Raw genomic sequence first — 25,268 nt, 5'->3', positions numbered from 1 at the left:
CTTATAGTACGACAAAATGGGACAGACTCTGTTTAGAGCCTGCCCCGTTTTTTTATGAATTGTATCCGAAGAACAGCAATGCCATGCTTAATCCAAGCGAAGAGACGATGAACACGATCGCCATCCCACCCATTCCGAAGACTAACAGCTTCGGTAAATCACGTCGCTTCTTCAGAAGGGCAATTAATAACCCGACGTTGATCAAGAAGACGACGAGGAACGGAAGCAGCAGCATCCAACGCTCTTGCAGTAAAAATAAACTATCCATTTCTTTGCTCCCTTCTTTCAGACTCCAAGAATGGTCGGAATAGATTCAGACATAAGAAACGGAATAAAACATAAGCGAACAGAAGTGTCGACACTACTTCGAAACCAACATATCCGACATCACGCCACGTGATTCCTGTCGTCACCCCAGCGAACCAATACGGGAAGTCGACCGTCAACAGACTACATATCAAAGCAAGAACGGCTTCCTGACGTGTTTGTCGATCGTAAAGTGAGTAAGATACCTTCTTTATATTGAATATATTCGCGATTCCGTCATCTGATGTGTATCCTTTGATGATGCCGATGACGCCGCCTAGTACCGCCAGTGCATACCATGGAAGTGGCCAAGCGACATGAAAAAGCAGGAGTGCGAACACAATCAATAAGACGCGGATTGCCATCAGTCTTCTGTTTTCGACGCTGCCACTGCATCATGGGAATTCAAGTTGACCGTCAACGGCTTTGCTGTTCCTTTACCGGAGAAGTTCTCGATCAACTCTTTGACATCTAATCCTGACGACGCCTTTAACGTCTCTTGCAGTGATGCCATCAAATCCGTTGCGTAACCGGTGACACGGTTCGCACCGCCCCCTTCACCACTACCTGTATCAACGACTGTGATTTTATCGATGTTGCCGAGTGGTGCTGCAATCTCTTTCGCGTACTCTGGCATCATCCGAATGACCATGTCGAGAATCGCCGCTTGTCCGAATTGTTCGAACGCCTGCGCGATTTTTTCTTTTGCTTCTGCTTCCGCAAGACCCTTCAGACGAATGATGTCCGCTTCCGTTTCCCCTTGTGCCCGCTCCGCGTCCGCTTTCGCAAGACCATCCAGACGAATTCGTTCTGCATCCGCTTTTGCCGATGCCTCGATCCGGTATTTCGTTGCATCTGCTTCCGCATATTGCTTCGCACGGTCGGCTTGGGCAGCTTGCTCAATCGAGTACCGATCGGCATCAGCGCGTTTTTTGACTTCCGCGTCGTATTGTTTCTCACGACGGAGAATTTCACGTTCTTCGAGCTCGATTTGTTTTTGACGCTCGATGATTTTGATTTGCATCTGTTGCTCGGTGACTTCTTGTTGCGCGCGTGCATTCTCAAGATCATACGCTTGGTCGGCTTTCGCCTTCGCGATATCTTGTTCGCGGCGGTAGTCTGCCATCTTCAACTGATTTTCTTTTTCCGCTTCAGCGATTTCTGTTGCGCGTTCGAGTTCTGCTTTTTTCGCATCTTTTGAAGCTTCTGCCCGTTTGATGCGTGTCTCTTTTTCCGCGTCTGCCGTTGCGATATCCGCATCACGACGAACCTGTGCAATCCGAGGTTTCCCGAGGGATTCTAAGTATCCGTTCTTGTCACGGACGTCTTTAATCGTAAACGAAACGATGACGAGTCCCATCTTCGCTAGGTCTTGAGACGCGACCCGCTGGACTTCTTGTGAGAACTTATCACGGTTCTTATAAATTTCTTCGACGGTCATCGACCCGAGAATCGAACGCAAGTGTCCTTCAAGGACTTCACGTGCTTCGCCTTCTCGCTCCTCCTTTGATTTTCCGAGGAACTGCTCCGCTGCCGTCGCAATCTCAGAAATCGAGCTACCGATCTTGATGATCGCTGTACCGTCTGCCATGACCGGTACACCTTGCTCCGTATAGACTTCAGGTGTCGTAACTTCGAGTTTACTCGATAACAAACTCAGTGGTGTCGCTTGTTGGAAGACAGGTAACACGAATGTTCCGCCGCCACGAATAATTTTTACTCGGTTGCCGGACTCATCGGTATTGACGTTGCGTCCTCCGAGATAACTACCCGATACGATCAACGCTTCTTCCGGACCGACCGTTCGGTACTTCGTAATGAATAAGACGATCAATGCAACAATCAACGCGACCGCGACGATCGATACGATTAATACTGGATTCATGTAAACATCTCCTTTTTCCATTGTTGGGGGTACGTCACGACAGACGCGACGCCTTGTTTGATCTCGATGACGAGCACCTTCGTACCTTGTGGTAGGGCAGGTCCTTCAAACAGAACGGCTGACTTTGATACGCGTCCTGAGACGTCATCGAGTAAGATTTCACCATATCCTTCAGTCGGAATCGGAACGATGACGGTTGCGCTGCGTCCTTCTAGCATCTGTTCCGAAAATCCAAGCGACTGTTCGGCTTGTGCCATCGGAACGAATAAAAAGATATGCATCAGCGTCGTCACTAATAACGCAATCACACTGCTGATGATTAAAATCAATATCGAACGAAACGGACTGAGCTGTTCGAGTCCGAATCCGATCGCTGACGTGATGATGACAAAAGATAAGATCAACGTGGGATGAAAGATTTGGTCGACGCCTGGAATGACGTCTGAGAATAGGATAGACACAAACACACCACAAGCAGCGGCCGCTAATGCATATAAATAAAGTGTACTAACGTCCATCTTCGTTCACCTCGATGTAAGGATGTGAGCCATACAGTTCGTGGTAAGCCCTTTGATAAGCAGCCCGGTTTTCCTCAAACAATAAACGAGCCAATTCTTTGTCTCGTTGATCGATTGCCTCTTCTTGACGGCGTAAGTATTTTTTCTGTGCGGCAAAATGACGTGCTAATCTTGCCTCAATCGACGGTTCTCGTTCACGCTGCAACTCCTGTTTCATCGCTCTACTCCTTTCTGAAGTACTGGCTTTCTTTATCTTCTACGCTTATTTTTTAGAAAATGTTTCAAAATGAATTCCATTTATTTTCCTTTCATTAAAAGAAAAAAACGTTCGTCCCATACAGAGGACAAACGTTTTTGAATAATTAGCGTTTATGAACGATTCGGTCGACGAACAATCAGACCATAATAGAGAATGAGCGCCAGGCAATCTAAGGTCATGATGATCAACCCCATCGGAACAGCAGACTGCTCTCCCATGATCCCGACGAGTGGTGACACAAGAGAACCGACGAGCATCGGCAAGAGCCCTAGAAGAGCCGAGGCACTGCCTGCCGTTGCTCCGTAATTTTGCATCGCTAAGGTAAAACCGAGCGTCGAGATCAATCCGACGCTTGAAACGACGAAGAATAGTGGAATCATGACGAAGATCAACTGATTCGTTAACGTCAAAGCGAGGAACAATAAGATACTTGCACCCGCAACGATCGTCAAACTAATTCGCATCAGCCGCTCTGAATCGACACGACCCGCAAGACGACCGGCGATTTGTGCTGCTAAGATAATTCCGATTCCGTTTAAACCGAACAAAAAACTGAACTGTTGCGGCGAAGCACCATAAATATTTTGTAAGACGAACGGTGAACCGGAGATGTAGGCGAACATCGCGCCCATGACGAATGCTTGCGCGAACGCATAGCCGATGAAGACGCGATCCGTTAACAAACGTCCGAACGTCTTCAACGTCGTTGTCAGGTTTCCTTCAACACGTCTATCAAGCGGAAGTGTTTCCGGTAAACGGAGTGCGACAGCAAGTAACATCATCGTGCTTAAAATCGCAAGCAAGTAGAAGACGAAATCCCAGTCACCGAACCGAAGCAACTGTCCTCCGATGACGGGTGCGAGAATCGGTGCTGTTCCGTTGACGAGTGACAAGGCAGCAAAAAACCGCGTCAATTCGGGTCCATCAAACAAGTCACGAACGATTGCCCGGGAAATGACGATTCCTGACGCTCCAGCTGCCCCTTGGATGAATCGAAGCGCGATCAACACTTCAATCGTCGGTGCCATCGCACAGGCGAGAGACGCGAGCAGATATGCGAGCAGAGCAACCATCAGCGGTCGTTTACGACCGCGAACGTCACTGAGCGGACCAACAATCAACTGTCCGAGTGCCATCCCAAGCATACAAGCGGTCAAACTCAATTGGATTAGTGATGCACTCGCATCAAACGAGCGTGACATATCCGGAAAAGCAGGTAGATACATGTCGATCGAGAGCGGTCCAAGTGCAGCGAGTGAACCGAGGATCAAGATCAACGTTAAGCGACGTGGGGTCATGGTTTCTTTCGTCATGACGTCACGTAATCCAAATCATGCAGGACATAAGCGAGGAAAAAGACGACCGATGGATTTTCATATGTCATCTGAACCTTTTTGAGTTGTGCGCGGTAACCGGTCTCATACTCGACCCCGTTCAATTTCCGTTCCATGTTCATTTTAATCAATGCATCGAGTTTATCGATCACATCAACCATCTGTCCTTCGTATGTCTCATCTTTTGCTTCCACGACGAACCGACGAAATGGTGCTCGGATTTCTTTCGGTAAATTATTGATCAACGTCTCTCCTTCTGCCCGTTCGTAAGCTTCGAAGGCCGCTGCTGTGACCGGTGTTGCATGTTTGACAGGTCCAAGAACATCTCCTGTCGTTCCTTCAACGAGATCATGACACAAGAGACGTGAGACGACTTCTTCGATGTCGATCGTGACGCCGTACTTCTCTGATTCAATCAGACCATTGAAGATACCAAGTGAGGCTGCTCGAAACGCATGTGTCGCGTCGTTATCATCAATCGTGTTGAAACGTCCTTTCCAGCGCCGAATCGTATCCATCATCAAGACGTTTTCAATGAAATGAGACATCTCGTCCTCTTCCATGACCGACTGTGTCAAGCGACGGATCGAAACGAGTGGATGTCGTTCCAGAACAGCCTTTAATTCCGCTGCCTTTTGTTCGAAAAAGACGGACTCCGTCATCCGTGCTTCCCTTCGTGCGTACAACATCGCATCGAACGTATCGATTGCTTCGACGATTCGCCCTTCCGGTGATTCATCCTCTGCATGTACGAGGTATGTCGTGAACGCTGGTTGAAGCGACTTCGAGAGTAAGGCAACGAGCTGTTCACTTGCTTGTTGTTCCATTGCCTGAATGTGTGCATGTAACGTCGGCTCTTTTTTCGTCCGGTGTTTAATGGGTCCGGTGATGACTTCGTTCATGTCATGGAATAGAGCTTTTCCGAGCAATATCTGGCGGTCGACTGGTGGTTGCCCGTCTGCTTCTTCTAAATAGCTTGCCATCAAACTGAATAAGGCAACACGAAAACTGTGACTGGCTGCGTTATCCGGAAAACGTGGTGCATATTCATCCCACCGTGGAACGTTTTGCATCCGCGTCAGCATCCGAATGAAATTACCGTTTTGCATGAAATCTCTCCTAACGAAAGACGGACAGAGAGTACCCTGCCCGCCATTGTATTATTTTGCTGATTTGGTTGAACTGCTTCCGCTACGGAACCAACCAATGATTAAAATCAGAGCAAGTACGACCCAGAAGATCGTTTGCCATAGTGTACTCTCTGGAAACTCATGCGGCAAGATGTCGATCGACGGATGCGCGAGTGTCATGACGACCAGTTTTACACCAACCCATGCGACGAGCCAAAAGGCAGCTTCTTCGATACCTGGTCGCTTTTGGAGCAAGACGACGAACCAGCTCGCGAAGTAACGCATGATGACGAGACCAATGATCCCACTGAAGAAGACGACCCAGAATTGTCCTGTATTCAGACCACCGATCGTTCCACCAATCATCGGTAGTGTCGTCGCCATGGCGACAGCAGCAAGTGTCGAGTCGACAGCAAACGCCAAGTCAGAGAACTCGACTTTAACGACCGTCCACCAAAAGTTCGGTGAGGCTTTTTGTGAGGCAATTGAATCTGGTACTTGGTGTTTATTCGATCGAGCCTCGACGATTCCTTTAAACGCGACGTAGAAAAGGTAGATCGCCCCGAGTGCTTGAAGTTCCCAAATCGTCGCTAAATACGAAGCAAAGAAGATTGCCACGAAACGTAAGACGAGTGCTCCGACGAGACCATAGAAAAGTGCTTTTTTGCGTTGATCGTCCGGTAACGGTCGAACGAGGACCGCCATGACCATTGCATTATCAGCAGAAAGTAACCCCTGCAAAATGATCAGTACGAGCCCGACGGTCGCATACTGTGTAATTAATCCAATATCCATACTAACGAATCCCCTTTATTGTTCAGTCTATTTATTATATGCCGGTCGATCGGAAAGAAAAAGATGAAAGCTCGACTCAAGTACTTAACCTTGTGTTTTATTCCCATTGTTTAAGAAAACCTAACACAAAAAAACGACCCGTCATCGACGGATCGTTTCCATTTCTTATAAGTTTTGATCAACTTTCTTTTCAGCATCTGGATTTGGTTTCGTTTTTGGTGAAGAGAACCAACCCCAAAGAGCAAGACCGACCATGACTGTCCAGAAGAAAGCCTGCCACGGTGTACTGTGGGCAAATCCTTCAGGAAGTTTTAAGGCTTCAAAGATTGTTCCTTCGATTGATGCGTGGTATTTCGGGTGTTCGAGCGCAAGAACGGCTAGCTTCACACCAACCCAGGCAACGATCGCAAACGCTGCTGTCTCAAGACCTGGGCGATCTGCGAGCAATTTAACAAAGACACGTGCTGCGAAACGCATCAAGACGACACCCATCAAACCACCTGTTAAGATGACGATGAAGTGACCTGTGTTCAAACCACCGATTTCGCCTGATCCCCAGTTTGGAAGGGCAACGGCAAGTGCTACTGCTGCAAGAATCGAATCGACAGCAAACGCTAAGTCTGCAAATTCAATCTTCGCGACTGTCCGCCAGAATTCACCTTTTGAAACTGGCTCTTCCGACTTCGGTTCTTCATCTAGCTCATTTTCAGCCCCATGGTTCTCACCGAGCTTTCTGGCTTTAACGGTCTTATAAATATGCCGTAGTCCCATGATGAGCAAGTACGCCGCTCCAAGTGCTTGGATTTGCCAAATGTCGACGAGGAACGAAATCGCGAACAATGCCGCGAATCGTAAAACGAACGCTCCAGCTAGTCCATAAAAAAGTGCTTTCTTTTGTTGTTCTCCTGGTAAGTGCTTGACCATGACCGCGAGTACGAGTGCATTATCCGCTGAAAGTAATCCTTCGAGCGCGATCAAGACGAGTACGACCCAGGCATACTGTAATAGTAACTGCCAATCCATCTCTGTCATCCCTTTCTCTTACTACCTGTAAAATAAAAAAACTTCAATTATTGACCATGACGAAAAAACAATGATTACACGTTCACCTGAACATATACTATAGGATAGTATACCCGATTGCAAGTAAGTTATTCCTACAGATGTAGAATGTGTCGATTTTGAGTCGTGCGAGTTTCGTTTATCGAACGTTCGTGATAAAATTCAAGACAATACTTCTAGCGATGAAAAGATGAAACACATTTGCGGAATCATCAGACTTGCTCGTCTCTAGCATTCCTGTCATGTTATTACTATTGAAACACTACAAAAGGACAAAGGGGCCAATGAATATGTCTACCTACCCGATTACGTTACCAACAAAAGAAGAGCGCCATAAGCTGTTCGGTTCGGTACCACCGATCAAAGGAACAAAACCGACTGAAAAAGATAAGATGGTCGACTTGCAAAATACACCGAAGAACTTCTTGTTCGCACTAGACGCTGTCGGAATCTCGAATGTCAAACATCCTGTCGTCATCCAAGACGGAGACAACACACAAGCGACAGTCGCGACGTTTGAACTGTCGACATCACTCGTACAAGACCGTAAAGGGATCAATATGAGCCGTTTAACGGAACAACTTGATCAATACCACAACGAAGGTTGGACGGTCACGAACGAGTCACTCATTCAATTCGCGCGTGATTTAGCAGACCGCATGGAACAAACGGAAGGTCAATTGACGATCCGTTACCCATGGTTCTTCACACGTAAAGCACCTGCAACAGGTCTTAGCGGCTTGATGAATGCTGAAGTATGGCAAACAGTCAGCGTCAACACGGAAACGGACGAAGCGACGTTGTCTGTCGGCTTGACGATCAACGTCACGACACTTTGCCCATGTTCAAAAGAAATCAGCGAATACAGTGCTCACAACCAACGTGGTTACGTCACGATGGAAGCATCGTTACGTGATGAAGCAGAAGACTTTGACTGGAAACAATCATTGCTTGATGCTGCGGAATCCAATGCCTCAGCGCCACTTCACCCAGTACTCAAACGTCCGGATGAAAAGCGCGTGACAGAGATGGCATACGAAAACCCACGTTTCGTAGAAGATATGGTTCGCTTGATTGCTGCTGATCTGTACGAAATGGACCCAATCGCTTCATTCTACGTCGAATGCCGTAACGAAGAAACGATTCACCAACATGACGCGATCGCACGGATCACGTTCGATAAAGACGCACAATAAGTAAGTCTGCCGTACTCTCTCTTAAACCGAGCGAGTACGGCTTTTTTTGTATACCGGCATTGCTCTCCGTTTTGCGAGCGTTTACACTTAACTCGAATGGAGGAATGCACATGTTGGAACTGATTCCTTTTTTACTCGAACGACTCGGTATCATGATCATCTTAGCGTTCATCCTCGCCCAGTGGGGACCGACACGAAGGTTGCTACGTCAACCGGAAGCAGGCTGGCAATTCCGTGTTCTCGTCCTGTTTTTTGCGACGTACGGCATTTTAAGCAATTATACAGGGGTCAAAGTCGACTTAGCTGAATTCTTACCCCATGCTTGGCTCGAAGAAGTCGACGGGACATCAGCGATTGCAAACACACGAACGATGATTGTCGTCATCAGCGGATTGCTCGCTGGTCCGCTCGGTGGATTGATGACCGGATTGATCGTCGGGGTTCACCGGTATTCCCTCGGCGGATTCACAGCGTTCGCTTGCGCGCTTTCCACCGTCATCGCCGGTGGTGTCAGCGGTCTCTTACGATCCTATTGGCGCGACCGCCTCAGTAGCCAAGCATTATTGCCCGTGTGTCTGACTGCTTTTTTAATGCTGTTTGAAATGTCGTTGATTTTACTATTCGCCCGCCCCTTTGATGCGGCAGTCGAACTCGTCCAGTTCATCTTCTTACCGATGACACTGATCAACGTCCTCGGTGTCTGGTTGTTCTTATCGATCATCCGCCTTGCTGCGCGAGAAGAGGAAACGGTTCGGGCACGAGAAGCCGAACGGTCTTTGCACATCGCCGATTTGACGCTTCCGCATCTGACGCGTGGTCTACATATCCATACGGCAGAAGCTGTCGCGGAAATTCTGTTGCAACAAACGCGAGCCGAAGCCGTCTCACTGACGGATCGTTCCGTCATCCTGGCCCATATCGGTATCGGGAGCGACCACCATCAAGCTGGAAGTCACTGGACGACGAAACCGACCGAGCATGTCTTGCAGGACGGACAAGTTCGTCTTGTGACGGAACGACTCGATATCGGCTGTCCCGTAACGGATTGTCCGCTTCAAGCCGGCATCATCGCTCCGCTCATCGTCGGGGAAACGACGATCGGGACGTTGAAAGTCTATTATCCTCATGCCGAATTGCTCGACGCTGTCGAAGTCGAACTCATTGAAGGATTAGCGAAACTGTTCTCGACACAACTAGCACTCGGGAACGCAGAGCGGCAAGCCGGTTTACTGAAGGATGCCGAGATCCGGGCACTCGAAGCACAAATTCATCCCCACTTCCTGTTTAATGCGATCAATACGATTTATGCACTGTGCCGGACGGATGTCGAACAAGCACGCACGTTGTTGCTCGAATTGTCGACGTTCTTCCGCAGTAACCTCCAAGGCGCACGATCGACGAAAATTCCGCTCCAAAAGGAACTCGAGCACATCGAAGCATACACATCTCTTGAAGCCGCTCGTTTTCCGAATCGCCCGTTTCTCGATATCGATTTAGCAGACGAGACGACGGCTTTACTCGTTCCACCGTTCATCTTACAACCATTGATCGAAAATGCGTTCCTTCATGCGTTTTCTTCTGAACAGACAGGATATGTCGGGGTGACGGCATGGTGTGAGGCAGACCAGCTGTGTCTCGAAGTCGTCGACAACGGACGCGGGATTGACGCTTCGCGCCTTGCCCGTCTCGGTCGAGAAGTCGTTCCGTCCTCAGGCACCGGTACCGCATTATTCAATACGGCAGAACGGATTCGAAGTTTATATGGTGAAAAGGGACAGTTTACGATCACGAGTGACGGTCAAAACGGCACGACGATCGCGATTCGTCTCCCGATTGAAGTCAGAAAGGAGATTCAGCATGCGCACCTTGTTGATTGAAGATGAACCGCTCGCACGTGATGAGCTCCGTTATCACGTGACCGCAGCCGGTCTTGAAGTCGTCGGGGAAACCGGTAGTGTCGAGGAAGCCGAACGACTCGTTCGCTCCCTTCAACCCGACTTAGTCTTTCTCGATATCGAGCTGACGGACGGAAGTGGTCTTGAAGTCGCTAAACGCTTAAAGTCGATGCCACGTCCTCCGGCTCTTTTGTTTGTGACGGCGTATGATGCTCATGCGCTTGAAGCGTTTGAGCTCAATGCCTATGACTACATCTTGAAACCATATGATCCGGCACGGATTGTCCGTGCGATTGAAAAAGTCGCGCGACCGCTGCCGAAAAAAGCCCCTCGCCTTGAACGTTTAGCCGTCGAGACGGGCGAACAACTGAAATTATTGTCTCCTCAAGATATCAATTATATCGTCGCTGAGAACGGAAAGACGAAGATCGTCACAGAGCACCATGCGTATCCATCGAACGAGACCTTACTCGAACTTGAACGAAAGCTTCAAGATCATCGCTTTTTACGGGTTCACCGCTCATACCTCGTCAACTTATCAGCAATCGATGCCATCGAACCTTGGTTCAACGGAGCCTATAATTTAAAAATTCATCAGATTGATGTGCCAGTCAGTCGGACGTATGTCAAACTACTGAAAGAAGCGCTCGGTATTTGAGCGCTTCTTTTTTGTGATTCAAGGTCCATTTTCAACCTTTCATCGAACGAAACCGACAACTCATCTAAAAATCAAAGAAAGCGCTTCCATAACTTGTATACTAAATCCATCATAGTTCATTCAAGAGGAGGAATTTTAGATGAGCGCTACTCCAATCGTTATTGCTGTCATCTGTATCTTATTAATCGCGTATCGTCTCTACGGCACGTTCATGGCTGCGAAAGTCTTAAAAATCAAAGATGATCGCGAAACGCCCGCTCATAAATTAGCGGATGGAAAAGATTACGTCCCAACGAACAAATGGGTCTCGTTCGGACACCATTTTGCGGCAATCGCTGCTGCCGGTCCACTCGTCGGACCTGTCCTTGCTGCTCAGTTCGGATATCTCCCCGGCTTACTGTGGCTCTTAATCGGTGCCGTCATCGGTGGAGCGGTCCATGATATGGTCGTCCTTTTTGCTTCGATGCGCCAAGATGGTCAATCGCTCTCTGAAGTCGCTAAAAAAGAATTAGGTCCCGTCGCTGGTTTTTGTGCCGGTCTTGCGATGCTTTTCATCATTACAATCACGATGGCTGGTCTATCGATGGTCGTCTTACACGCCCTTGAACATAACCCATGGGGTACATTCGCTGTCTTCTCGACGATTCCGATTGCGATGTTCGTTGGGATTTACTTACGTAAAGGTGGTAACTTAGCACTTGCTTCAACAGTTGGTTTCTTACTGATTCTAGCTGCGATTGGTTTTGGTCCTCAGTTAACGGAAACATTCATCGGCGATTGGTTCGATCTGTCGTCACGTCAACTCGCGATTGCTTTACCGATTTATGCATTCTTCGCTGCTGCACTGCCAGTGTGGCTCTTACTCGCACCTCGCGACTATCTATCGAGTTTCATGAAAATCGGTGTCTTCCTTGCTTTGATCGTTGGTGTCTTCATCATCAACCCAGACATTCGATTCCCGGCATTTACGAAGTTCGTTGATGGCGGTGGTCCAATCATCGCTGGTCCAGTCTGGCCATTCATCTCGATCACGATTGCCTGTGGTGCGATTTCTGGTTTCCACGCTTTCGTTGGTTCTGGTACGACACCGAAGATGATCAATCGGTGGAGTGACATCAAACCGGTCGCCTTCGGTGCCATGCTTGTCGAATGTCTTGTTGCCGTCATGGCGTTGATCGCTGCGACATCGCTTGAAGTCGGTGATTACTTCGCCATCAACTCAACACCAGAAGTATTCGCGACGCTTGGTATGAGCACGGTCTATCTTGATGATTTATCCCGTGAAATCGGTCTCGATCTGGCAGGTCGAACAGGTGGTGCCGTCTCACTCGCCGTCGGTATGACATTCATCTTCCGCGCCATCCCGTGGTTCAAAGAGATTGCCGGATTCTTCTTCCAATTCGTCATTCTATTCGAAGCGGTCTTCATCTTAACCGCAATCGATGCAGGAACACGCGTCGCCCGTTACTTGATTCAAGATTTCTTCGGGGAGTTCTACAAACCACTCAAACGTGTCGACTGGATTCCAGGTGCGATCTTCGCTTCGGCACTCGGGACGTTCTTCTGGGGCTATCTCCTGTTTTCGGGTGACATCGGTTCGATTTGGGCATTATTCGGGGTATCGAATCAGCTGATGGCTTCAATCGGCTTGATCATCGGAACGACGATCATCTTGAAAATCGCCGATAAAAAAGTCTATGCGCTGACGACGTTCATCCCGCTCGTCTATCTTCTGATCACAGTAACGTTCGCGGATATCTGGATGGTCGCAAACGTCTATGCGAATCCCGATTCTCCAGGTTTCAGCATCTTGAATACGGTCTTGTCCGTAACGATGGGACTGCTCGCGATCGTCATCACGATCTCAGCCGTCAAGAAATGGATTGAACTGTTGAATTCACCACGTTGGGAAAATCAAAAACGATCTGCGTAAGCGGATTGGTCATATGACAAAAGGCAGTGGACGCATCCACTGCCTTTTTCGTATCTCATTTTTAAAACGGATTATAAAAGCGATTACCATCATAGAAAGTGACGACGAATGACAAAACCGTCAAAAGTAGCACACAGCCGATCGCGACATAATCGATTCGTGTCATCGTCTGTTGGTTGTACCACGTTCGCTTTCGTCCGGCACCGAATCCACGGAGATCCATCGCATTGCTGACGGTCTCAATCCGCTCCAAACTCGTAAATAGCAACGGAAGTAAAATCTGGATGCTATTGCGTGCCCGCTGCCAAAGGGAGCCGTGTGAGACAGCAATCCCTCGTGCTTCTTGAGCGTTCGCGATCGTCCGGAAATCAGATTGAACGTCCGGAATATAACGGAGCGCTAAGGAGACCGCAAATGCGATCTTATACGGAACACCAATCCGATTCAAAGAAGAAGCGAACTCCGTCGGATGGGTCGTGACGAGAAACAACACAGCAATCGGAACGATCACACTGTATTTTAAGATTAAATTGAACAGATAAAATAATTGTTCTGCGGTCATCGTAAATCGTCCGATTCCTTCAAGTAAGACGTGACGCGATCCGTAGATTGCCACGCCCTGCTCTGGTTCGAACAGATAAACAGCGAGCGCATTAATCAGGACGAAAATCGCTGTAAAGATCAAGACGAAGCGGACTTCCCGAAACTGGATACGCGACAATCGGAATAACACGATACTGACTAACCCCATTACAAGTAAGACACGTGTATCATAGGTGAACATCGTTGCTGTCGTAAATAATAAGAATCCGATCAGTTTCGTCGTTCCCGTCAATCGATGAATCGGTGACGTTTTTTCAATATAGCCAAGCATTTCTACAGCCATTGTTCCCGCTCCTTTCGCTCCGCCGTAATCACGGACTCGACGAATCGTTCCGGATCGACTTCGAGGTGTTGCGCTAGCGTAAAGAGCGATGTTTGTTTTAAATGGGCATGATGCAGCAATTGTTCTTGATTCAGCAGTCCAAATGATGTTCCAGCATAACGGATACGCCCAGCTTGCACGAGGCAGACTTGATCGCTGTATTCTAAGACGAGATGCATGTCATGCGTGATGATGAGTAACGTCATTCCGTCCTGCTTCAATCCTTCTAAAAAGTCCATCATATCCGAATAATGCCGATAATCTTGACCGGCTGTTGGTTCATCGAGAATCAAGATATCCGGTCGTCGAACGAGAATCGAAGCAATCGTCACTCGTTTCTTCTGACCAAAACTCAGTGCTTGGATCGGCCAATTCCGAAACGGATATAATCCGCAACGACGTAATGTCTGCTCGAGACGCTCGTTTTCTTCCGCCTCACTCAGTCCGAGCGCCTGCATCCCGTAGCGGATTTCCTCCTGCACGAGGTGTTTTGAAATCATATGATTCGGATTTTGCAGAACGAATCCGATCGTTCCTGCTCGCTCTGCGATCGATTGGTTCGTGATGTCGATTCCGTCAAGCAGGATCCGACCAGCTGTCGTCCGTTGGTAACCACTCAACACTTTCGCAAGCGTGGATTTTCCGGCACCATTCTGACCAACGATCGTCGTCAGTGTTCCTTTTTGAAAAGTCGCCGTCACATTCTCAAGCACCGGCGTTCCTTGACGATAATGAAACGCCAACTGATTGAGTTCAAGCAATGAAGTAGAGGTTGCAACCTCTTTTTGGGGTGCTTTCTCTAAACGCTCTAACACGTTCGTCTGGTTGAATCGCTTTAAAAAGGGATCGATGCGGCTCGGCTGATCTGAAGGTTGAACGGCAAGCCCAGCCCAGCGTGCGGCACTGACATAGAGAGGTTCACGCAAGATCGCTTCTTGCAGTTTTCCGTTACTTAAGATGACATCCGGATGATCATCAGCGATGATTTCGCCATCGACCATGACGATGATGCGGTCAAACGGAATGACGAGTACATCCTCGATCCGATGTTCGACGACAATCAATGTGCGATTCGTATCACGTTGCAGTCGATCCATAAGCGTCATCGCCTCTTGTCCCGCTACTGGATCGAGATTCGCGAGCGGCTCATCAAACAGTAAGATGTCCGCATCTTCGACGAGGACTCCGGCTAATGCCGCCCGTTGTCGTTGTCCTCCTGATAGATCATTTAATCGTGCTTGCAAGAGCGTCTCGACATCCGTCATCCGTGCGACACGTTCGACGATCTCCTGCATTTCCGGTCGCCCAGTCTGTTTATTTTCGAGCGCAAAGGCGATGTCTTCGCCAACCGATAAACCAACGAACTGCGCATCTGGATCCTGTAACACCGTTCCAATATGCAGCGAACGATCAAATAACGATAACTCCCGGGCATCCTGCCCTTTGATCAGGACCTGTCCTTCCCACGTTCCAGGGTATGAGAACGGAATCAACCCATTGATGCACTGGGCGAGCGTACTTTTTCCTGAACCCGACGGTCCAACGATTAAGATGCGTTCGCCTGCTTGAATCGTTAATTGAATCTGCCGGAGTGTCGGTTCCGACTGACTCCGATATGTAAATGAAAAATCCTGAAATTCGATTACGTTTGTCATATCCTTCTCCCCCCAAGCTAAATGAGCTATGATCCTGCCGTCTCTTCGCACAGGATCATAGCTCATTCGGTCAAGCTTCGCGTTTCAAGCTGCCTGCTTTACTTCTTGTTTTCGCATAGGTGACGAGCAACAACGTTCCAATGACACCGACTGTCAAGATGTTCGATGTCGCAGCGACAGCCCCTTGGACGAAGACTTTGTTCGCTGGCTCCGAGTAAATTAAGATATCGAGTACCGGGGCGATGATGATCCAACCGATCGCTTGCACGATGGCTTGTGTCGCATTGAATAAGACGATTTTACGTGTCGTCAATCCGCCTTCTTCTAGACGAATCCGGTTAGCGATCAATCCGATGCCAAAACCGACGAACCCGGATACGATGACCCAGCTCCACCACGGGGACCCATATAAAATCGCATCTTTTAATCCATGACCGATCAGACCGATCAAACCGGCTGTGACTGGTCCGAACAAAACTGCCATGAATGCGAGAAATGCATAGGATGTCTCAATTGACGTGTTCGGTACGCCTGTCGGAATCACAGCGAATCGACTTAAAATGATGAATACTGCTGCTCCGATCCCGGTTGCGACGATCTGTTTTGTCGTAAATCCTTTCATGTTCGATCTCCTCCTTTAATATGTTGTACGTTAACACTCCAATCATTTCCGATTCCAACCTCAAATGCATGCGCAAACGAACCTTGATTCAAGGCAAGAGCAATCTGATCCAGCGAGTTGATGTAGACGACGCCTGAACCAACCGGCACATCGGCGAACGAATGACCAAAAAGCAGTGTTTGTTCGTAAACAATCCGTTCTCGGTACGAAATCGTTACCTTGACGTGGCTACCGATGTCGAGACCCGCCTGACGGACGAGAGCGACCGGAATATTCGTCCAGACATTTCCGAAGCGAACATCGAGAATCTCGACGATACCGGTAACACCGGTATCCGACGACGAGGCAAGTGTCCGGTCGAGCAAGACGATGTCCGAAGCAGGTAAAACGGGTCCTACTTCCTCGAAGGTGATGACATGGCTCGATAACCGAGCACCCGTGAAGGCAAAGATATCTCGTCCGTGAAACGTATACGATTCACCCATTCGAGGTAAGCGATGCCGTCGATCATCGAGTTGCCTCACTTCAGCAATGTATCCGGCTTGCCAAAGATGCGTCAACGTTCCGTTATCTGGTGTGATGATGTATTGATTCGCATGCGTCCGCGCGACGACACTCTTTCGACTCGATCCGACACCTGGATCAACGACAGAAACGAACACCGTTTGCTCCGTCCAGTACGGTACCGTCTGCAGTAACCGATAGGACGCTTCCCAAATGTGGAAGGGCGGAATGTCGTGCGTCAAATCAAAAATCCGAATCTCTGGATTGATGCTATGCGCAACCCCATACATCGCACTCACTGCCCCGTCACTCACGCCAAAGTCTGATTGCAATACCAATGCTTCTGCCATCTCGTCATCCTCCTCCTGCGGGAACGTCTCCACAAAAAAGACACCACGCCCTTATCTCTCAGGACGTGATGTCTGATCACGTGGTACCACCTTCGTTCATGGCTCAACTCACGTTCAGCCACCTCTAGGAGTACGAGACTCCCTGGAATGCTAACGGTATCCGTCCTACCGGTCGGTTCTACTGATGAACACGGTTCACGTTCTTCCGACTGCTCCGGGACCATCTTCAAATGACGAAATCGTCTCATTTCCAGCAACAGAGACTCTCTATCGATTTCTGATCACTTTACTCTTCCCGTCTACGCATGCAGATTTAGTTGTCTGAAAATTTAAATTAATAGTACAACCGTTTCATTCCTGACGCAAGGTTTTTTACTCAGAAATTTTTAAATTCGTCGTCCGGATCGTTCCCCATGGTGACACATCCGCACGGACTTCCAGTGCTTTTGCTTTTTCATATTGTTTTCCGCTTCCCTGTTCGACATAATACTGCGTCAATTGTGGAATCGACACGTATTGATCGTAATAGTCGCCAGCAACACTTCCGAAAAATCGTTCATTCGAAATCCGGTCGATTTGAGCATAACCAGAAGCATCGGTCTTGAAGCTGACATAGACACGTCCATTTTGAATCGTCGGACCTGGTTTTAAATCCGGATACTGCAGCATCACGTATTCGCCGTAAACGGGATCAAACGGATCAAACGGTTCTGCCCGAAAACGGTACGATGTTCCGAACCAGGAGGTCGCAAAAAAGCTGACAATCAACAGACCGACGACGCAAGTCTGCAATACGGGCATGAGATAGCGTTTCATGACGCCACACCTCCTCTACGGCGTAACCACCATAAGATACCCGACAATAGGAAGATGAGCAGCGCACCGATGAGGAAAAATAAGGACATGTTCAACCGATCCCACGCATAGATGACGTATATCGCGATTTGAACGAGAATGAAATAGAGGAAGGCTGGCCAGATGATCGCATGACGACGTTCTTGATACAACAGATACAGTAGCGCGGATAGTTCAACGAGGATGGCGAGTAGAATGGCCTGTTCATCAAGCCACAGGACTCCAACGAATCCAAGCGGAACGATAAACAATAAGGAGCGACGTTTTTGATAGAGGAAAATTCCTAACCCAATGGATACGATAGCTAGCAGAATCGCTTCTGTCATAGATGGTAATGCGGCATTTGATTCCGCACGTACAGACAGATAGACGATCGAACTGATGGCAGCAACGACCAGATAGATCATTTCGACGATCCGACGATTGGACTCCTCACGAACAAGCCAGAGAACGGGAACGAGTAAAAATAGCGTCCAGACCGGCCACAGGAATCCGTCATATGATACAAGGAGAAACAAGGAGAGACCACTGAAGAAGAGAAACAGCCAGCTAAACAAAAGCGATGGCAGACGTTGGCTGAAGTAAAACCAACTGAACGACAGCACGACCATCAGACCGAACGATGTCCAGTCGAGATAACTCGCCTGCTCCTGACCAAAACCACCGAGACTCGTAAAGATCGTCCATCCGGAAAGGAAGGCGACGACACCGTATGCTTCATGACGCCAAAGCACATAATGCGCTAACGCGGCGACAAACACACACCATCCGAGTAATGATCCTTCCATCGGCAAGTGGAAACTTTGAACAACGACGAGAATCGAGGCGCCAAACGCTAGGATTCCACCGATTCGGAAGACAATCGGATGCAACATACTCCGACGTTCCGAAAGATCCGCCATGACGTAACAGCTCCACATGAGTGCTACGACAAGTCCGATTTTCCATCCGATCGGCATGACTTGCCAGTTAGCGGCTAAAAAGCTGAACACAGCCAACACGACGAACGTACCCCCTACAATCAACAAGAGCGGTAGACGTTGCTTTTCCTTACGATTGTTCTCATAATCGACGATTCGTTTGACGGTTGCTTCGTCCAAAAGCCCCGCTTCACTCCCCTCTCTCATCTTGCGTAACTGCTTCATCGCACCCACCTCCTTCGAAGTGTTTAGATATTTATTAAATTCCCGATTTAGTACCATCTCAAGCCCGGATTCACAAGGATTCCAAGCTATTTGTTCAGTTCGTCACAGAATGGTGACAGACAAAAAAAGCAAGGAAGACTAGCTTCCTTGCTTTGTATAATCGATGGCTTAAACACGGAAACGGGCAACGAGCACCTGTAATTCTTCCGCCATATCGGATAATGCTTTGGCTGATTGCGAAATCTCTTCCATCGCACTCAACTGTTCTTCTGTCGTCGCTGCGACTTGTTTCGACGCCGATGAATTCTCTTGCGCGATATGTGCGATTTCGGTTGCAGAGGCAGAAACCTCTTGAACGTTCGCTGCGATTTCCTCGACAGTTGCCGTCACATCTTCAATCCGCGGTGTCATCTCTTGCGTCCGTTCGAGAATCTTCTGGAATCGTTCTGCTGATGCTTCTGTCGTCGATAAACCGGCTTTCGTCTGTCCCGATACTTCTTTCATCATCGTGACTGACTGATCTGTCTCCTGCTTGATATTTTGAATCAGTTGCGCAATCTGCTTCGTTGAATCCTGTGACTGCTCTGCTAGTTTACGCACTTCACTTGCGACAACGGCGAACCCTTTTCCGTTTTCGCCTGCCCGTGCTGCTTCAATCGCCGCGTTCAGTGCCAATAAATTCGTTTGTTCGGCAATGCCGTTGATGACATCGACGATTTTCCCGATTTCATTCGAACGATGTGCGAGTGAACTGATGACGCCACCAAAGTTTTGAACAGAGGCATCGATTTCTTTCATCTGCTGGACATTTTGCAGTACAGCAACCGTTCCGTTCTCGGCTTCTGTTGCCGTTGAACGTGATAGCTCTGACACATCGGTTGAGCTCTCAGCAATTCGCATGATGCCCGCTGTAATCGACTGGAGCGAAACAGCATTTGCATCGAGTTGACGCTTCGATTGATCCGCCCCCGCTGCGACCTGTTGAATCGATCCCGCGATCTGTTCCGATGCGGATGTCGTCTGAGCTGAGTTCGCCATTAACTCCTGCGACGAGCCAGCCACTTGTGTGATCGACTGGTCGAGATTGATGATGATCGAGCGGAGTGAATCGACCATGACGTTAAAGCTTTGCGCGACCTGTCCGACCTCATCGTTTGATTCAACGATGACAGGTTCCGTCAAATCACCAGATTGAATCCGTTCTGCTCCACGTGTCAAATGACCGAGTGGGCGAAGAATCGAGCGAAGGATGAAGTAGATGAAGACGGCTGCGACGAGTAACATTCCGCCGATGACTGCGAGCGTCGTCCACAGAATACTAGACGTCGCATCGGTGATTTCATGATCGTACAGGGTTCCGGCAACCTTCCACTTCGTCAGGTCATTTGTCATGAAGTCCATCTGTTTACCTTCATTTTCGAATTCATACGAAAATTGTCCGGCTGGGTCATCGTAGAGTGGCGCAACCCAGTTCCCTGTTGCCTTTTCACCTGGTTTTAGCGTCGGGTGCGTAACGAACTTCTTATTCGAATCGAGAATCGTCACATAACCCTCTTTACCAATTTTAATCTTTTTCGCGATTTCCGCGATGCGGTCGACATCGACATCAATCGCCACGACACCTCTTCCGTTTCCGGTCGTTTGTGACAATGTCACCATCATCTTGTTCGAGGCAGCATCGACGTATGGATCCGTGATGACGACTTTTCCACCGGCTGCTTCAGCCGATTGGTACCACGAGCGCTCACGTGGGTCATAATCCTCGGGCATGACTTGTTCCGGGAAAATGTTCATATCCCCTTCTGTCGTCGCGAAATAGATGTTCGCCGCTTGCGGATGCATGTCGAGATATTCCGTCATTTTTTCCTTCAACGCTGCATTTTGTTTTCCTTTTTGATAGAGCGTCCCGTCAATTCGGTCCGCAAAAAAGGCGACATCACGTCGCATCGGATCAATGATATTCTGAATCTCATCGTTCATTCGATCGACTCCACCATGTGCCGATTGTAGAATTTGCTCCGTCATTTTTTGTTTCGCCTGATTGTAGGCAACAAATCCGATCACGAGCGCTGGGATTACTAATAGGAGAATCGATGTCAGAATTAATTTTTGTTTGATACTCATCGTTCGTTTGATCTTTTGTTCCATGTGTCACTCCATTCTCGAGTGCAAGGACTCGCTATTCTACCTTCTTTATCGGAAGAATAACGAAAAATGTTCATAGAGAAATCGATAATCGTTCATTGATTCACATGAAAAAAAGACGACTCTCATGGAGTCGTCTTCCTTGGTAACGCTTCCTCTTATGCTTCTTGATCGCCCTTCCAGTTCATCATGCCGCCTTCGACGTTGACGATGTCGTATCCATATTGCTCGAGGAAACGACCGACGTTTTCGCTTCGCGCGCCCGCTTTACAGATTAAGTAGTAGGTTTCACCTTCTTGCAGCTCCGTATAGCGTTCACCGATTTCAGACATCGGAAGGAAGCGGACGTTCGGAATATGTCCTGCATCGTATTCATCCTGCTCCCGGACGTCAACGACGTGTAACGCCTCGCCTGCCTCTAATCGTTCTTGTAACTCGTCTACATGAATCGTTTTCATTTTGTATGACCTCCTGTATGGTTCTGCCGTAAGTGTAGCAAATTCATCATCAAAACAAAACGAAACCGTTTGATACGAAGTGATGAAAAAGCGGACCCGTTTGCGGATCCGCCCATCTCATTATTCTCCTGATGCTCGACGCGTCGATTGACGTGTCTCCTTATGCATTCCCCGTGCATAATAGACGGCAATCAAAATCGCGTACCACAGTGGTCCAACGACCAGAGCGATCCGTGTACTTGCGTCAAATGCCATCAAGACGATGACACCAGCAAGTGCCGCAAGGGCGATATAGTTCGCGACCGGGAAGAACGGAACAGCGAATTCTGCTGAACCATGTACCTTCCGCGCCCGCATCTGAGCGATCAGAATCATCGCCCACGTCCAGACGGCGCCGAACGTTGCGATACTCGTAACGATTGCAAAAACATCTTCCGGTAAGAAGTAGTTCAAAGCGACACCGACGAGCAACGCGACACCTGAAAGAATCGTCGCTAGAGCCGGTACACCGTTTTTCGAGATTTTCGAGAAACGACGTGGCGCTTCACTGTTCTCGGATAAGTTCATCATCATCCGGGCTGTTGAGAAGATACCCGAGTTACATGACGAGAGTGCTGCCGTTAAGACAACAAAGTTGATGATGCCGGCTGCTGACTCAATACCGAGCGATTGAAATAGTAATACGAACGGACTACTATTGTTCGCACCGACTTGATCCCACGGATAAATCGATAAAATGACGAAGAGCGCTCCGATATAGAATACTAAGATCCGAAGGAAGACGTTATTGACGGCTTTTCGAATCGTTTTCTTCGGATTCTTCGCTTCCCCTGCTGTGACCCCAATCACTTCAATTCCTAGGAACGCAAACATGACCATCTGCATGGCAAGAAGTACTCCACCGAATCCGTTCGGTAAGAATCCACCATGTGACCACAGGTTCGAAATCCCAACCGGTGTGCCGCCGTTTCCAAGACCAATGATAATCGTCAAGGTCCCTAAGATGATCATGGCGACGATCGCGACGATTTTAATCAACGCAAACCAAAATTCGAATTCACCATAAAATTTAACAGCAATGAAGTTGATGCTCGTCATCAAGACAAGTGCTGCTAGTGCCCATACCCACCCCTGAGAATCCGGGAACCATACTTTCATGTAAATACCGACTGCTGTGATTTCCGCCATACACGTAAAAATCCAGAGTAACCAATAATTCCAACCTGTTAAAAAGCCAGCTAATGGACTGACATACTTCCGGGCATACTCCGCAAAACTACCAGCCACCGGCTCCCGCACTGCAAGCTCCCCAAGTGCTCGCATGATAATGAAAATGATGACACCACCAATCAGATAACCAAGTAAGATCCCTGGTCCTGCTAATTGGATCGCTTTTGCTGACCCTAGGAAGAGTCCGACACCGATTGCCGCCCCCAGCGACATCAGTGTAATATGACGTTCTTCCAGTCCCCGATTCAACTCTGTCTGTTGTTTCATTTTTACGACGTCCTTCCCGTCTCTGTTTGTTTCTTAGCAGTTCCCCGTACCGCTACGTTGTCAGTATAAAGAAGATGTGTCGATTTTGTAAACGTTTTCAATGTATATTTCTTACCAAATCCACATACTCGGAATATTCTGATTACGTTAGCAGTATAAAAAAAGGAACCTCCTGCTACTATGTAGTATACAGGATGGCTCCTTTCGGAAAGTTACAATTGTTATTCAACTTTAGCAAGTGGTACATCCGGTGACTCCGACTTACTCGTCAATCGGAAGATTCCATTTAGCAATAATGCCGTTAGTGACCCTGCGACGATCGGGCTATCCGTCAAGACACGGATTTGTGACGGGAGACCGGCTACGATCTCAGGATTCATACTGATTCCTAGACCAATTCCGAGGGCAAGTGCCACCGTGATGACGTGTTCATTCTTCGAGAAATCGACCCGCGACAGAATACGAATCCCGCTCGCTGCGACCGTTCCGAACATGATCAACATCGCCCCACCTAGGACAGGTTTTGGAATCAACGTCGTGAACGTCGCCACTTTTGGTAAGAAGCCGAGCAAGATTAAAAATCCGCCCGCAAACAGAATGACTTTACGTGTCTTCACGCCAGTCAACTGAACTAGACCGACGTTTTGGCTATAGGTCGTATACGGGAAACTATTAAAGATACCGCCAACGATCGTCGCGACACCCTCTGCCCGGTAGCCACGTGCTAGGTCTTTATCCGTCAAACGGCGATCCGTGATCTCACCAAGTGTCAAGAACACACCTGTCGATTCGACCATCGAGACGAGACCAACCAGCGTCATCGTCAAGATCGCCGTCGCATTGAATGTCGGAACACCGAAGTAGAACGGCGTCACCATTTGGAACCATGACGCTTCCGCCACCGGACTGAAGTCGATCATCCCCATGCCAAACGCAACCAGTGTACTGATCATCACAGCAATCAAGACGGCTGCTGCTTTTGAAAAGACCGTGCCGTAGCGATTCAAGATTAAAATCAAGACGATCGTTAGTCCGGCGAGTCCAAGATAACGTGCGTCACCAAAGTCCTTCACCCCTTGTCCGCCCCCGATATCGTTGATTGCAGCCGGAATCAAGGAAATCCCAATGATCGTCACGACAGAACCAAGGACGACTGGCGGGAACAGGACTGCAATCTTACTAAACCAGCCTGAGATGACGAGAATGATCAACCCACTCGCAATTAAAGCACCATAAATCGCCGTAATCCCTTGAAGACTACCGATCGCGATCATCGGACCGACTGCGGTGAAGGTACAACCGAGGACGACAGGAAGACCGACGCCTGTATATTTCGTGACGAGCACTTGTAGTAAGGTCGCTACGCCACACATGAAGAGATCAATCGCCACTAAATAAGCAAGTTCTTCTCCCGACAATCCGATCGCACTCCCGACGATCAGCGGAACGACAGCTGCTCCTGTGTACATCGCAAGCACATGCTGAAGTCCGAGACTAGCGGCTTTGAAGTTCGATAGTCTCATACGGTCACCGAGTCAACGAACGTCGCTTTTCCATCCTTCAATGACTCCACACGAGCGAGTGACTCGACGCGGAACCCGGCTTCGATTAACTTTTGACGTCCCGGTTGGAACGACTTTTCAATGACGATTCCAAAACCAGCAACTTCCGCACCTGCCTGCTCAACGAGGCGAGCGAGACCAAATGCCGCTTCTCCGTTCGCGAGGAAATCGTCGATGATCAGAACTCGTTCACCCGGTTGTAGGTATTTTTCTGCAACCGTAATCGTACTCGTCTGTTGTTTCGTAAACGAGAAGACTTCAGCTGAAATCGTTCCTTCATTCAGGGTGACGGATTTCGTCTTACGGGCATAGACCATTGGTACCCCTAAACGGAGCGCCGTCATCATTGCCGGGGCAATACCACCTGCTTCGATCGTCAAAATCCGCGTGATACCGGCATCTTGGAAGCGATCCATGAACTCATAGGCGATTTCCCACATCAAGGTCGGATCGACCTGATGGTTTAAAAAGGCATCCACTTTCAATACTTGATCCGATAATACGATTCCCTCTTGATTAATCATGTCGTGTAGACGTTTCATACATGCATTCTCCTCTTTAAAAACGAAAAAACGTACA

The 25,268-nt window shown here is 48.5% G+C and carries 24 protein-coding genes; 4 read left to right on the top strand and 20 right to left on the bottom strand.

Translation table 11 applies throughout. The features are described 5' to 3' along the window. Positions 1-52 precede the first annotated feature (52 nt). The 9 genes from F8N00_RS01560 to F8N00_RS01520 all read right to left on the bottom strand — a co-directional run bounded on the left by F8N00_RS01560 (position 53) and on the right by F8N00_RS01520 (position 7,250). Positions 53-268 (bottom strand): hypothetical protein, encoded by a 216-nt coding sequence (locus F8N00_RS01560; RefSeq protein WP_075642769.1) that lies wholly within the window; start codon positions 266-268, stop codon positions 53-55. Then, the gene (locus tag F8N00_RS01555) at positions 261-671 is read right to left on the bottom strand and encodes a hypothetical protein (protein ID WP_075642770.1); all 411 of its coding nucleotides are present in this window, start codon (positions 669-671) and stop codon (positions 261-263) included. The genes F8N00_RS01560 and F8N00_RS01555 overlap by 8 nt, the downstream gene beginning before the upstream one ends. Next, the gene (locus F8N00_RS01550; RefSeq protein WP_029343201.1) at positions 671-2,191 is read right to left on the bottom strand and encodes a flotillin family protein; all 1,521 of its coding nucleotides are present in this window, start codon (positions 2,189-2,191) and stop codon (positions 671-673) included. Before F8N00_RS01550 ends, F8N00_RS01555 begins: the two co-directional genes overlap by 1 nt. Beyond that, positions 2,188-2,709: a hypothetical protein gene (locus F8N00_RS01545; protein ID WP_075642771.1), complete on the bottom strand. Its 522-nt coding sequence runs from the start codon at positions 2,707-2,709 to the stop codon at positions 2,188-2,190. The genes F8N00_RS01550 and F8N00_RS01545 overlap by 4 nt, the downstream gene beginning before the upstream one ends. After that, complete coding sequence (locus F8N00_RS01540) at positions 2,699-2,926, bottom strand: hypothetical protein (protein WP_058265474.1); 228 nt, start codon at positions 2,924-2,926, stop codon at positions 2,699-2,701. Before F8N00_RS01540 ends, F8N00_RS01545 begins: the two co-directional genes overlap by 11 nt. 152 nt (positions 2,927-3,078) lie before the next feature. Beyond that, positions 3,079-4,281: a multidrug effflux MFS transporter gene (locus F8N00_RS01535; protein WP_075642772.1), complete on the bottom strand. Its 1,203-nt coding sequence runs from the start codon at positions 4,279-4,281 to the stop codon at positions 3,079-3,081. After that, positions 4,278-5,411: a YfbR-like 5'-deoxynucleotidase gene (locus F8N00_RS01530; protein WP_058714062.1), complete on the bottom strand. Its 1,134-nt coding sequence runs from the start codon at positions 5,409-5,411 to the stop codon at positions 4,278-4,280. The genes F8N00_RS01535 and F8N00_RS01530 overlap by 4 nt, the downstream gene beginning before the upstream one ends. Positions 5,412-5,462: 51 nt before the next feature. After that, a complete protein-coding gene (locus F8N00_RS01525) occupies positions 5,463-6,227 on the bottom strand; it encodes a TerC family protein (RefSeq protein WP_058714061.1) in 765 nt (254 codons plus the stop codon). Positions 6,228-6,392: 165 nt separating this feature from the next. After that, on the bottom strand, positions 6,393-7,250 hold the full coding sequence (locus tag F8N00_RS01520; RefSeq protein ID WP_041255251.1) for a TerC family protein: 858 nt from the start codon (positions 7,248-7,250) through the stop codon (positions 6,393-6,395). Between the two features lie 329 nt (positions 7,251-7,579). On the opposite strand from F8N00_RS01520, the gene folE2 reads away from it, so the two are divergent. From folE2 to F8N00_RS01500, 4 genes are all read left to right on the top strand, one after another. Then, positions 7,580-8,485 (top strand): GTP cyclohydrolase FolE2, encoded by a 906-nt coding sequence (gene folE2, locus F8N00_RS01515; RefSeq protein WP_035399184.1) that lies wholly within the window; start codon positions 7,580-7,582, stop codon positions 8,483-8,485. Positions 8,486-8,595: 110 nt separating this feature from the next. Beyond that, positions 8,596-10,362 carry a LytS/YhcK type 5TM receptor domain-containing protein gene (locus F8N00_RS01510; protein WP_075642773.1) on the top strand — a complete coding sequence of 589 codons (1,767 nt, stop codon included), beginning with the start codon at positions 8,596-8,598 and terminating at the stop codon, positions 10,360-10,362. Continuing rightward, a complete protein-coding gene (locus F8N00_RS01505) occupies positions 10,343-11,038 on the top strand; it encodes a LytR/AlgR family response regulator transcription factor (protein ID WP_023466772.1) in 696 nt (231 codons plus the stop codon). Before F8N00_RS01510 ends, F8N00_RS01505 begins: the two co-directional genes overlap by 20 nt. A gap of 139 nt (positions 11,039-11,177) precedes the next feature. Then, positions 11,178-12,971, top strand: a complete 1,794-nt coding sequence (locus F8N00_RS01500) for a carbon starvation protein A (RefSeq protein WP_023466771.1) — start codon at positions 11,178-11,180, stop codon at positions 12,969-12,971. Positions 12,972-13,032: 61 nt separating this feature from the next. Here the strand turns inward: F8N00_RS01500 and F8N00_RS01495 are convergent, their stop codons facing one another. The 11 genes from F8N00_RS01495 to F8N00_RS01445 all read right to left on the bottom strand — a co-directional run bounded on the left by F8N00_RS01495 (position 13,033) and on the right by F8N00_RS01445 (position 25,231). Then, positions 13,033-13,857 carry an energy-coupling factor transporter transmembrane component T family protein gene (locus F8N00_RS01495; protein ID WP_023466770.1) on the bottom strand — a complete coding sequence of 275 codons (825 nt, stop codon included), beginning with the start codon at positions 13,855-13,857 and terminating at the stop codon, positions 13,033-13,035. Further along, positions 13,848-15,551 carry a DUF3744 domain-containing protein gene (locus tag F8N00_RS01490; protein WP_035399188.1) on the bottom strand — a complete coding sequence of 568 codons (1,704 nt, stop codon included), beginning with the start codon at positions 15,549-15,551 and terminating at the stop codon, positions 13,848-13,850. Before F8N00_RS01490 ends, F8N00_RS01495 begins: the two co-directional genes overlap by 10 nt. 70 nt (positions 15,552-15,621) lie before the next feature. Further along, positions 15,622-16,173 (bottom strand): ECF-type riboflavin transporter substrate-binding protein, encoded by a 552-nt coding sequence (locus F8N00_RS01485; RefSeq protein ID WP_075642774.1) that lies wholly within the window; start codon positions 16,171-16,173, stop codon positions 15,622-15,624. Further along, on the bottom strand, positions 16,170-17,027 hold the full coding sequence (locus F8N00_RS01480; RefSeq protein ID WP_029343188.1) for an SAM hydrolase/SAM-dependent halogenase family protein: 858 nt from the start codon (positions 17,025-17,027) through the stop codon (positions 16,170-16,172). Before F8N00_RS01480 ends, F8N00_RS01485 begins: the two co-directional genes overlap by 4 nt. 372 nt (positions 17,028-17,399) lie before the next feature. Next, a complete protein-coding gene (locus F8N00_RS01475; protein ID WP_023466766.1) occupies positions 17,400-17,843 on the bottom strand; it encodes a GDYXXLXY domain-containing protein in 444 nt (147 codons plus the stop codon). Next, positions 17,840-19,027 carry a DUF2157 domain-containing protein gene (locus tag F8N00_RS01470; protein WP_421017627.1) on the bottom strand — a complete coding sequence of 396 codons (1,188 nt, stop codon included), beginning with the start codon at positions 19,025-19,027 and terminating at the stop codon, positions 17,840-17,842. The genes F8N00_RS01475 and F8N00_RS01470 overlap by 4 nt, the downstream gene beginning before the upstream one ends. Positions 19,028-19,195: 168 nt before the next feature. Continuing rightward, a complete protein-coding gene (locus F8N00_RS01465; RefSeq protein ID WP_075642776.1) occupies positions 19,196-21,175 on the bottom strand; it encodes a methyl-accepting chemotaxis protein in 1,980 nt (659 codons plus the stop codon). A gap of 155 nt (positions 21,176-21,330) precedes the next feature. After that, positions 21,331-21,630 (bottom strand): rhodanese-like domain-containing protein, encoded by a 300-nt coding sequence (locus F8N00_RS01460; RefSeq protein ID WP_023466762.1) that lies wholly within the window; start codon positions 21,628-21,630, stop codon positions 21,331-21,333. A 120-nt stretch (positions 21,631-21,750) separates the two neighbouring features. Further along, the gene (locus tag F8N00_RS01455) at positions 21,751-23,127 is read right to left on the bottom strand and encodes an amino acid permease (RefSeq protein ID WP_075642777.1); all 1,377 of its coding nucleotides are present in this window, start codon (positions 23,125-23,127) and stop codon (positions 21,751-21,753) included. A gap of 221 nt (positions 23,128-23,348) precedes the next feature. Beyond that, positions 23,349-24,650: a nucleobase:cation symporter-2 family protein gene (locus F8N00_RS01450; protein ID WP_035399197.1), complete on the bottom strand. Its 1,302-nt coding sequence runs from the start codon at positions 24,648-24,650 to the stop codon at positions 23,349-23,351. After that, positions 24,647-25,231 carry a xanthine phosphoribosyltransferase gene (locus F8N00_RS01445; protein WP_023466757.1) on the bottom strand — a complete coding sequence of 195 codons (585 nt, stop codon included), beginning with the start codon at positions 25,229-25,231 and terminating at the stop codon, positions 24,647-24,649. The genes F8N00_RS01450 and F8N00_RS01445 overlap by 4 nt, the downstream gene beginning before the upstream one ends. Positions 25,232-25,268: the final 37 nt, after the last annotated feature.

Source organism: Exiguobacterium sp. A1_3_1 (genome assembly GCF_048985645.1).
GTDB classification, from domain to species: domain Bacteria; phylum Bacillota; class Bacilli; order Exiguobacteriales; family Exiguobacteriaceae; genus Exiguobacterium_A; species Exiguobacterium_A indicum.
The sequence above is the reverse complement of the archived record's forward strand: the minus strand, read 5'-3'. Positions and strand labels throughout refer to the sequence as shown.

What these genes read in the sequence shown, in the direction of transcription:
- F8N00_RS01560 (WP_075642769.1), bottom strand. Translation starts at nt 268, where the DNA reads ATGGATAGTTTATTTTTACTGCAAGAGCGTTGGATGCTGCTGCTTCCG.
- F8N00_RS01555 (WP_075642770.1), bottom strand. Translation starts at nt 671, where the DNA reads ATGGCAATCCGCGTCTTATTGATTGTGTTCGCACTCCTGCTTTTTCAT.
- F8N00_RS01550 (WP_029343201.1), bottom strand. Translation starts at nt 2,191, where the DNA reads ATGAATCCAGTATTAATCGTATCGATCGTCGCGGTCGCGTTGATTGTT.
- F8N00_RS01545 (WP_075642771.1), bottom strand. Translation starts at nt 2,709, where the DNA reads ATGGACGTTAGTACACTTTATTTATATGCATTAGCGGCCGCTGCTTGT.
- F8N00_RS01540 (WP_058265474.1), bottom strand. Translation starts at nt 2,926, where the DNA reads ATGAAACAGGAGTTGCAGCGTGAACGAGAACCGTCGATTGAGGCAAGA.
- F8N00_RS01535 (WP_075642772.1), bottom strand. Translation starts at nt 4,281, where the DNA reads ATGACGAAAGAAACCATGACCCCACGTCGCTTAACGTTGATCTTGATC.
- F8N00_RS01530 (WP_058714062.1), bottom strand. Translation starts at nt 5,411, where the DNA reads ATGCAAAACGGTAATTTCATTCGGATGCTGACGCGGATGCAAAACGTT.
- F8N00_RS01525 (WP_058714061.1), bottom strand. Translation starts at nt 6,227, where the DNA reads ATGGATATTGGATTAATTACACAGTATGCGACCGTCGGGCTCGTACTG.
- F8N00_RS01520 (WP_041255251.1), bottom strand. Translation starts at nt 7,250, where the DNA reads ATGGATTGGCAGTTACTATTACAGTATGCCTGGGTCGTACTCGTCTTG.
- folE2 (WP_035399184.1), top strand. Translation starts at nt 7,580, where the DNA reads ATGTCTACCTACCCGATTACGTTACCAACAAAAGAAGAGCGCCATAAG.
- F8N00_RS01510 (WP_075642773.1), top strand. Translation starts at nt 8,596, where the DNA reads ATGTTGGAACTGATTCCTTTTTTACTCGAACGACTCGGTATCATGATC.
- F8N00_RS01505 (WP_023466772.1), top strand. Translation starts at nt 10,343, where the DNA reads ATGCGCACCTTGTTGATTGAAGATGAACCGCTCGCACGTGATGAGCTC.
- F8N00_RS01500 (WP_023466771.1), top strand. Translation starts at nt 11,178, where the DNA reads ATGAGCGCTACTCCAATCGTTATTGCTGTCATCTGTATCTTATTAATC.
- F8N00_RS01495 (WP_023466770.1), bottom strand. Translation starts at nt 13,857, where the DNA reads ATGGCTGTAGAAATGCTTGGCTATATTGAAAAAACGTCACCGATTCAT.
- F8N00_RS01490 (WP_035399188.1), bottom strand. Translation starts at nt 15,551, where the DNA reads ATGACAAACGTAATCGAATTTCAGGATTTTTCATTTACATATCGGAGT.
- F8N00_RS01485 (WP_075642774.1), bottom strand. Translation starts at nt 16,173, where the DNA reads ATGAAAGGATTTACGACAAAACAGATCGTCGCAACCGGGATCGGAGCA.
- F8N00_RS01480 (WP_029343188.1), bottom strand. Translation starts at nt 17,027, where the DNA reads ATGGCAGAAGCATTGGTATTGCAATCAGACTTTGGCGTGAGTGACGGG.
- F8N00_RS01475 (WP_023466766.1), bottom strand. Translation starts at nt 17,843, where the DNA reads ATGAAACGCTATCTCATGCCCGTATTGCAGACTTGCGTCGTCGGTCTG.
- F8N00_RS01470 (WP_421017627.1), bottom strand. Translation starts at nt 19,027, where the DNA reads ATGAAGCAGTTACGCAAGATGAGAGAGGGGAGTGAAGCGGGGCTTTTG.
- F8N00_RS01465 (WP_075642776.1), bottom strand. Translation starts at nt 21,175, where the DNA reads ATGGAACAAAAGATCAAACGAACGATGAGTATCAAACAAAAATTAATT.
- F8N00_RS01460 (WP_023466762.1), bottom strand. Translation starts at nt 21,630, where the DNA reads ATGAAAACGATTCATGTAGACGAGTTACAAGAACGATTAGAGGCAGGC.
- F8N00_RS01455 (WP_075642777.1), bottom strand. Translation starts at nt 23,127, where the DNA reads ATGAAACAACAGACAGAGTTGAATCGGGGACTGGAAGAACGTCATATT.
- F8N00_RS01450 (WP_035399197.1), bottom strand. Translation starts at nt 24,650, where the DNA reads ATGAGACTATCGAACTTCAAAGCCGCTAGTCTCGGACTTCAGCATGTG.
- F8N00_RS01445 (WP_023466757.1), bottom strand. Translation starts at nt 25,231, where the DNA reads ATGAAACGTCTACACGACATGATTAATCAAGAGGGAATCGTATTATCG.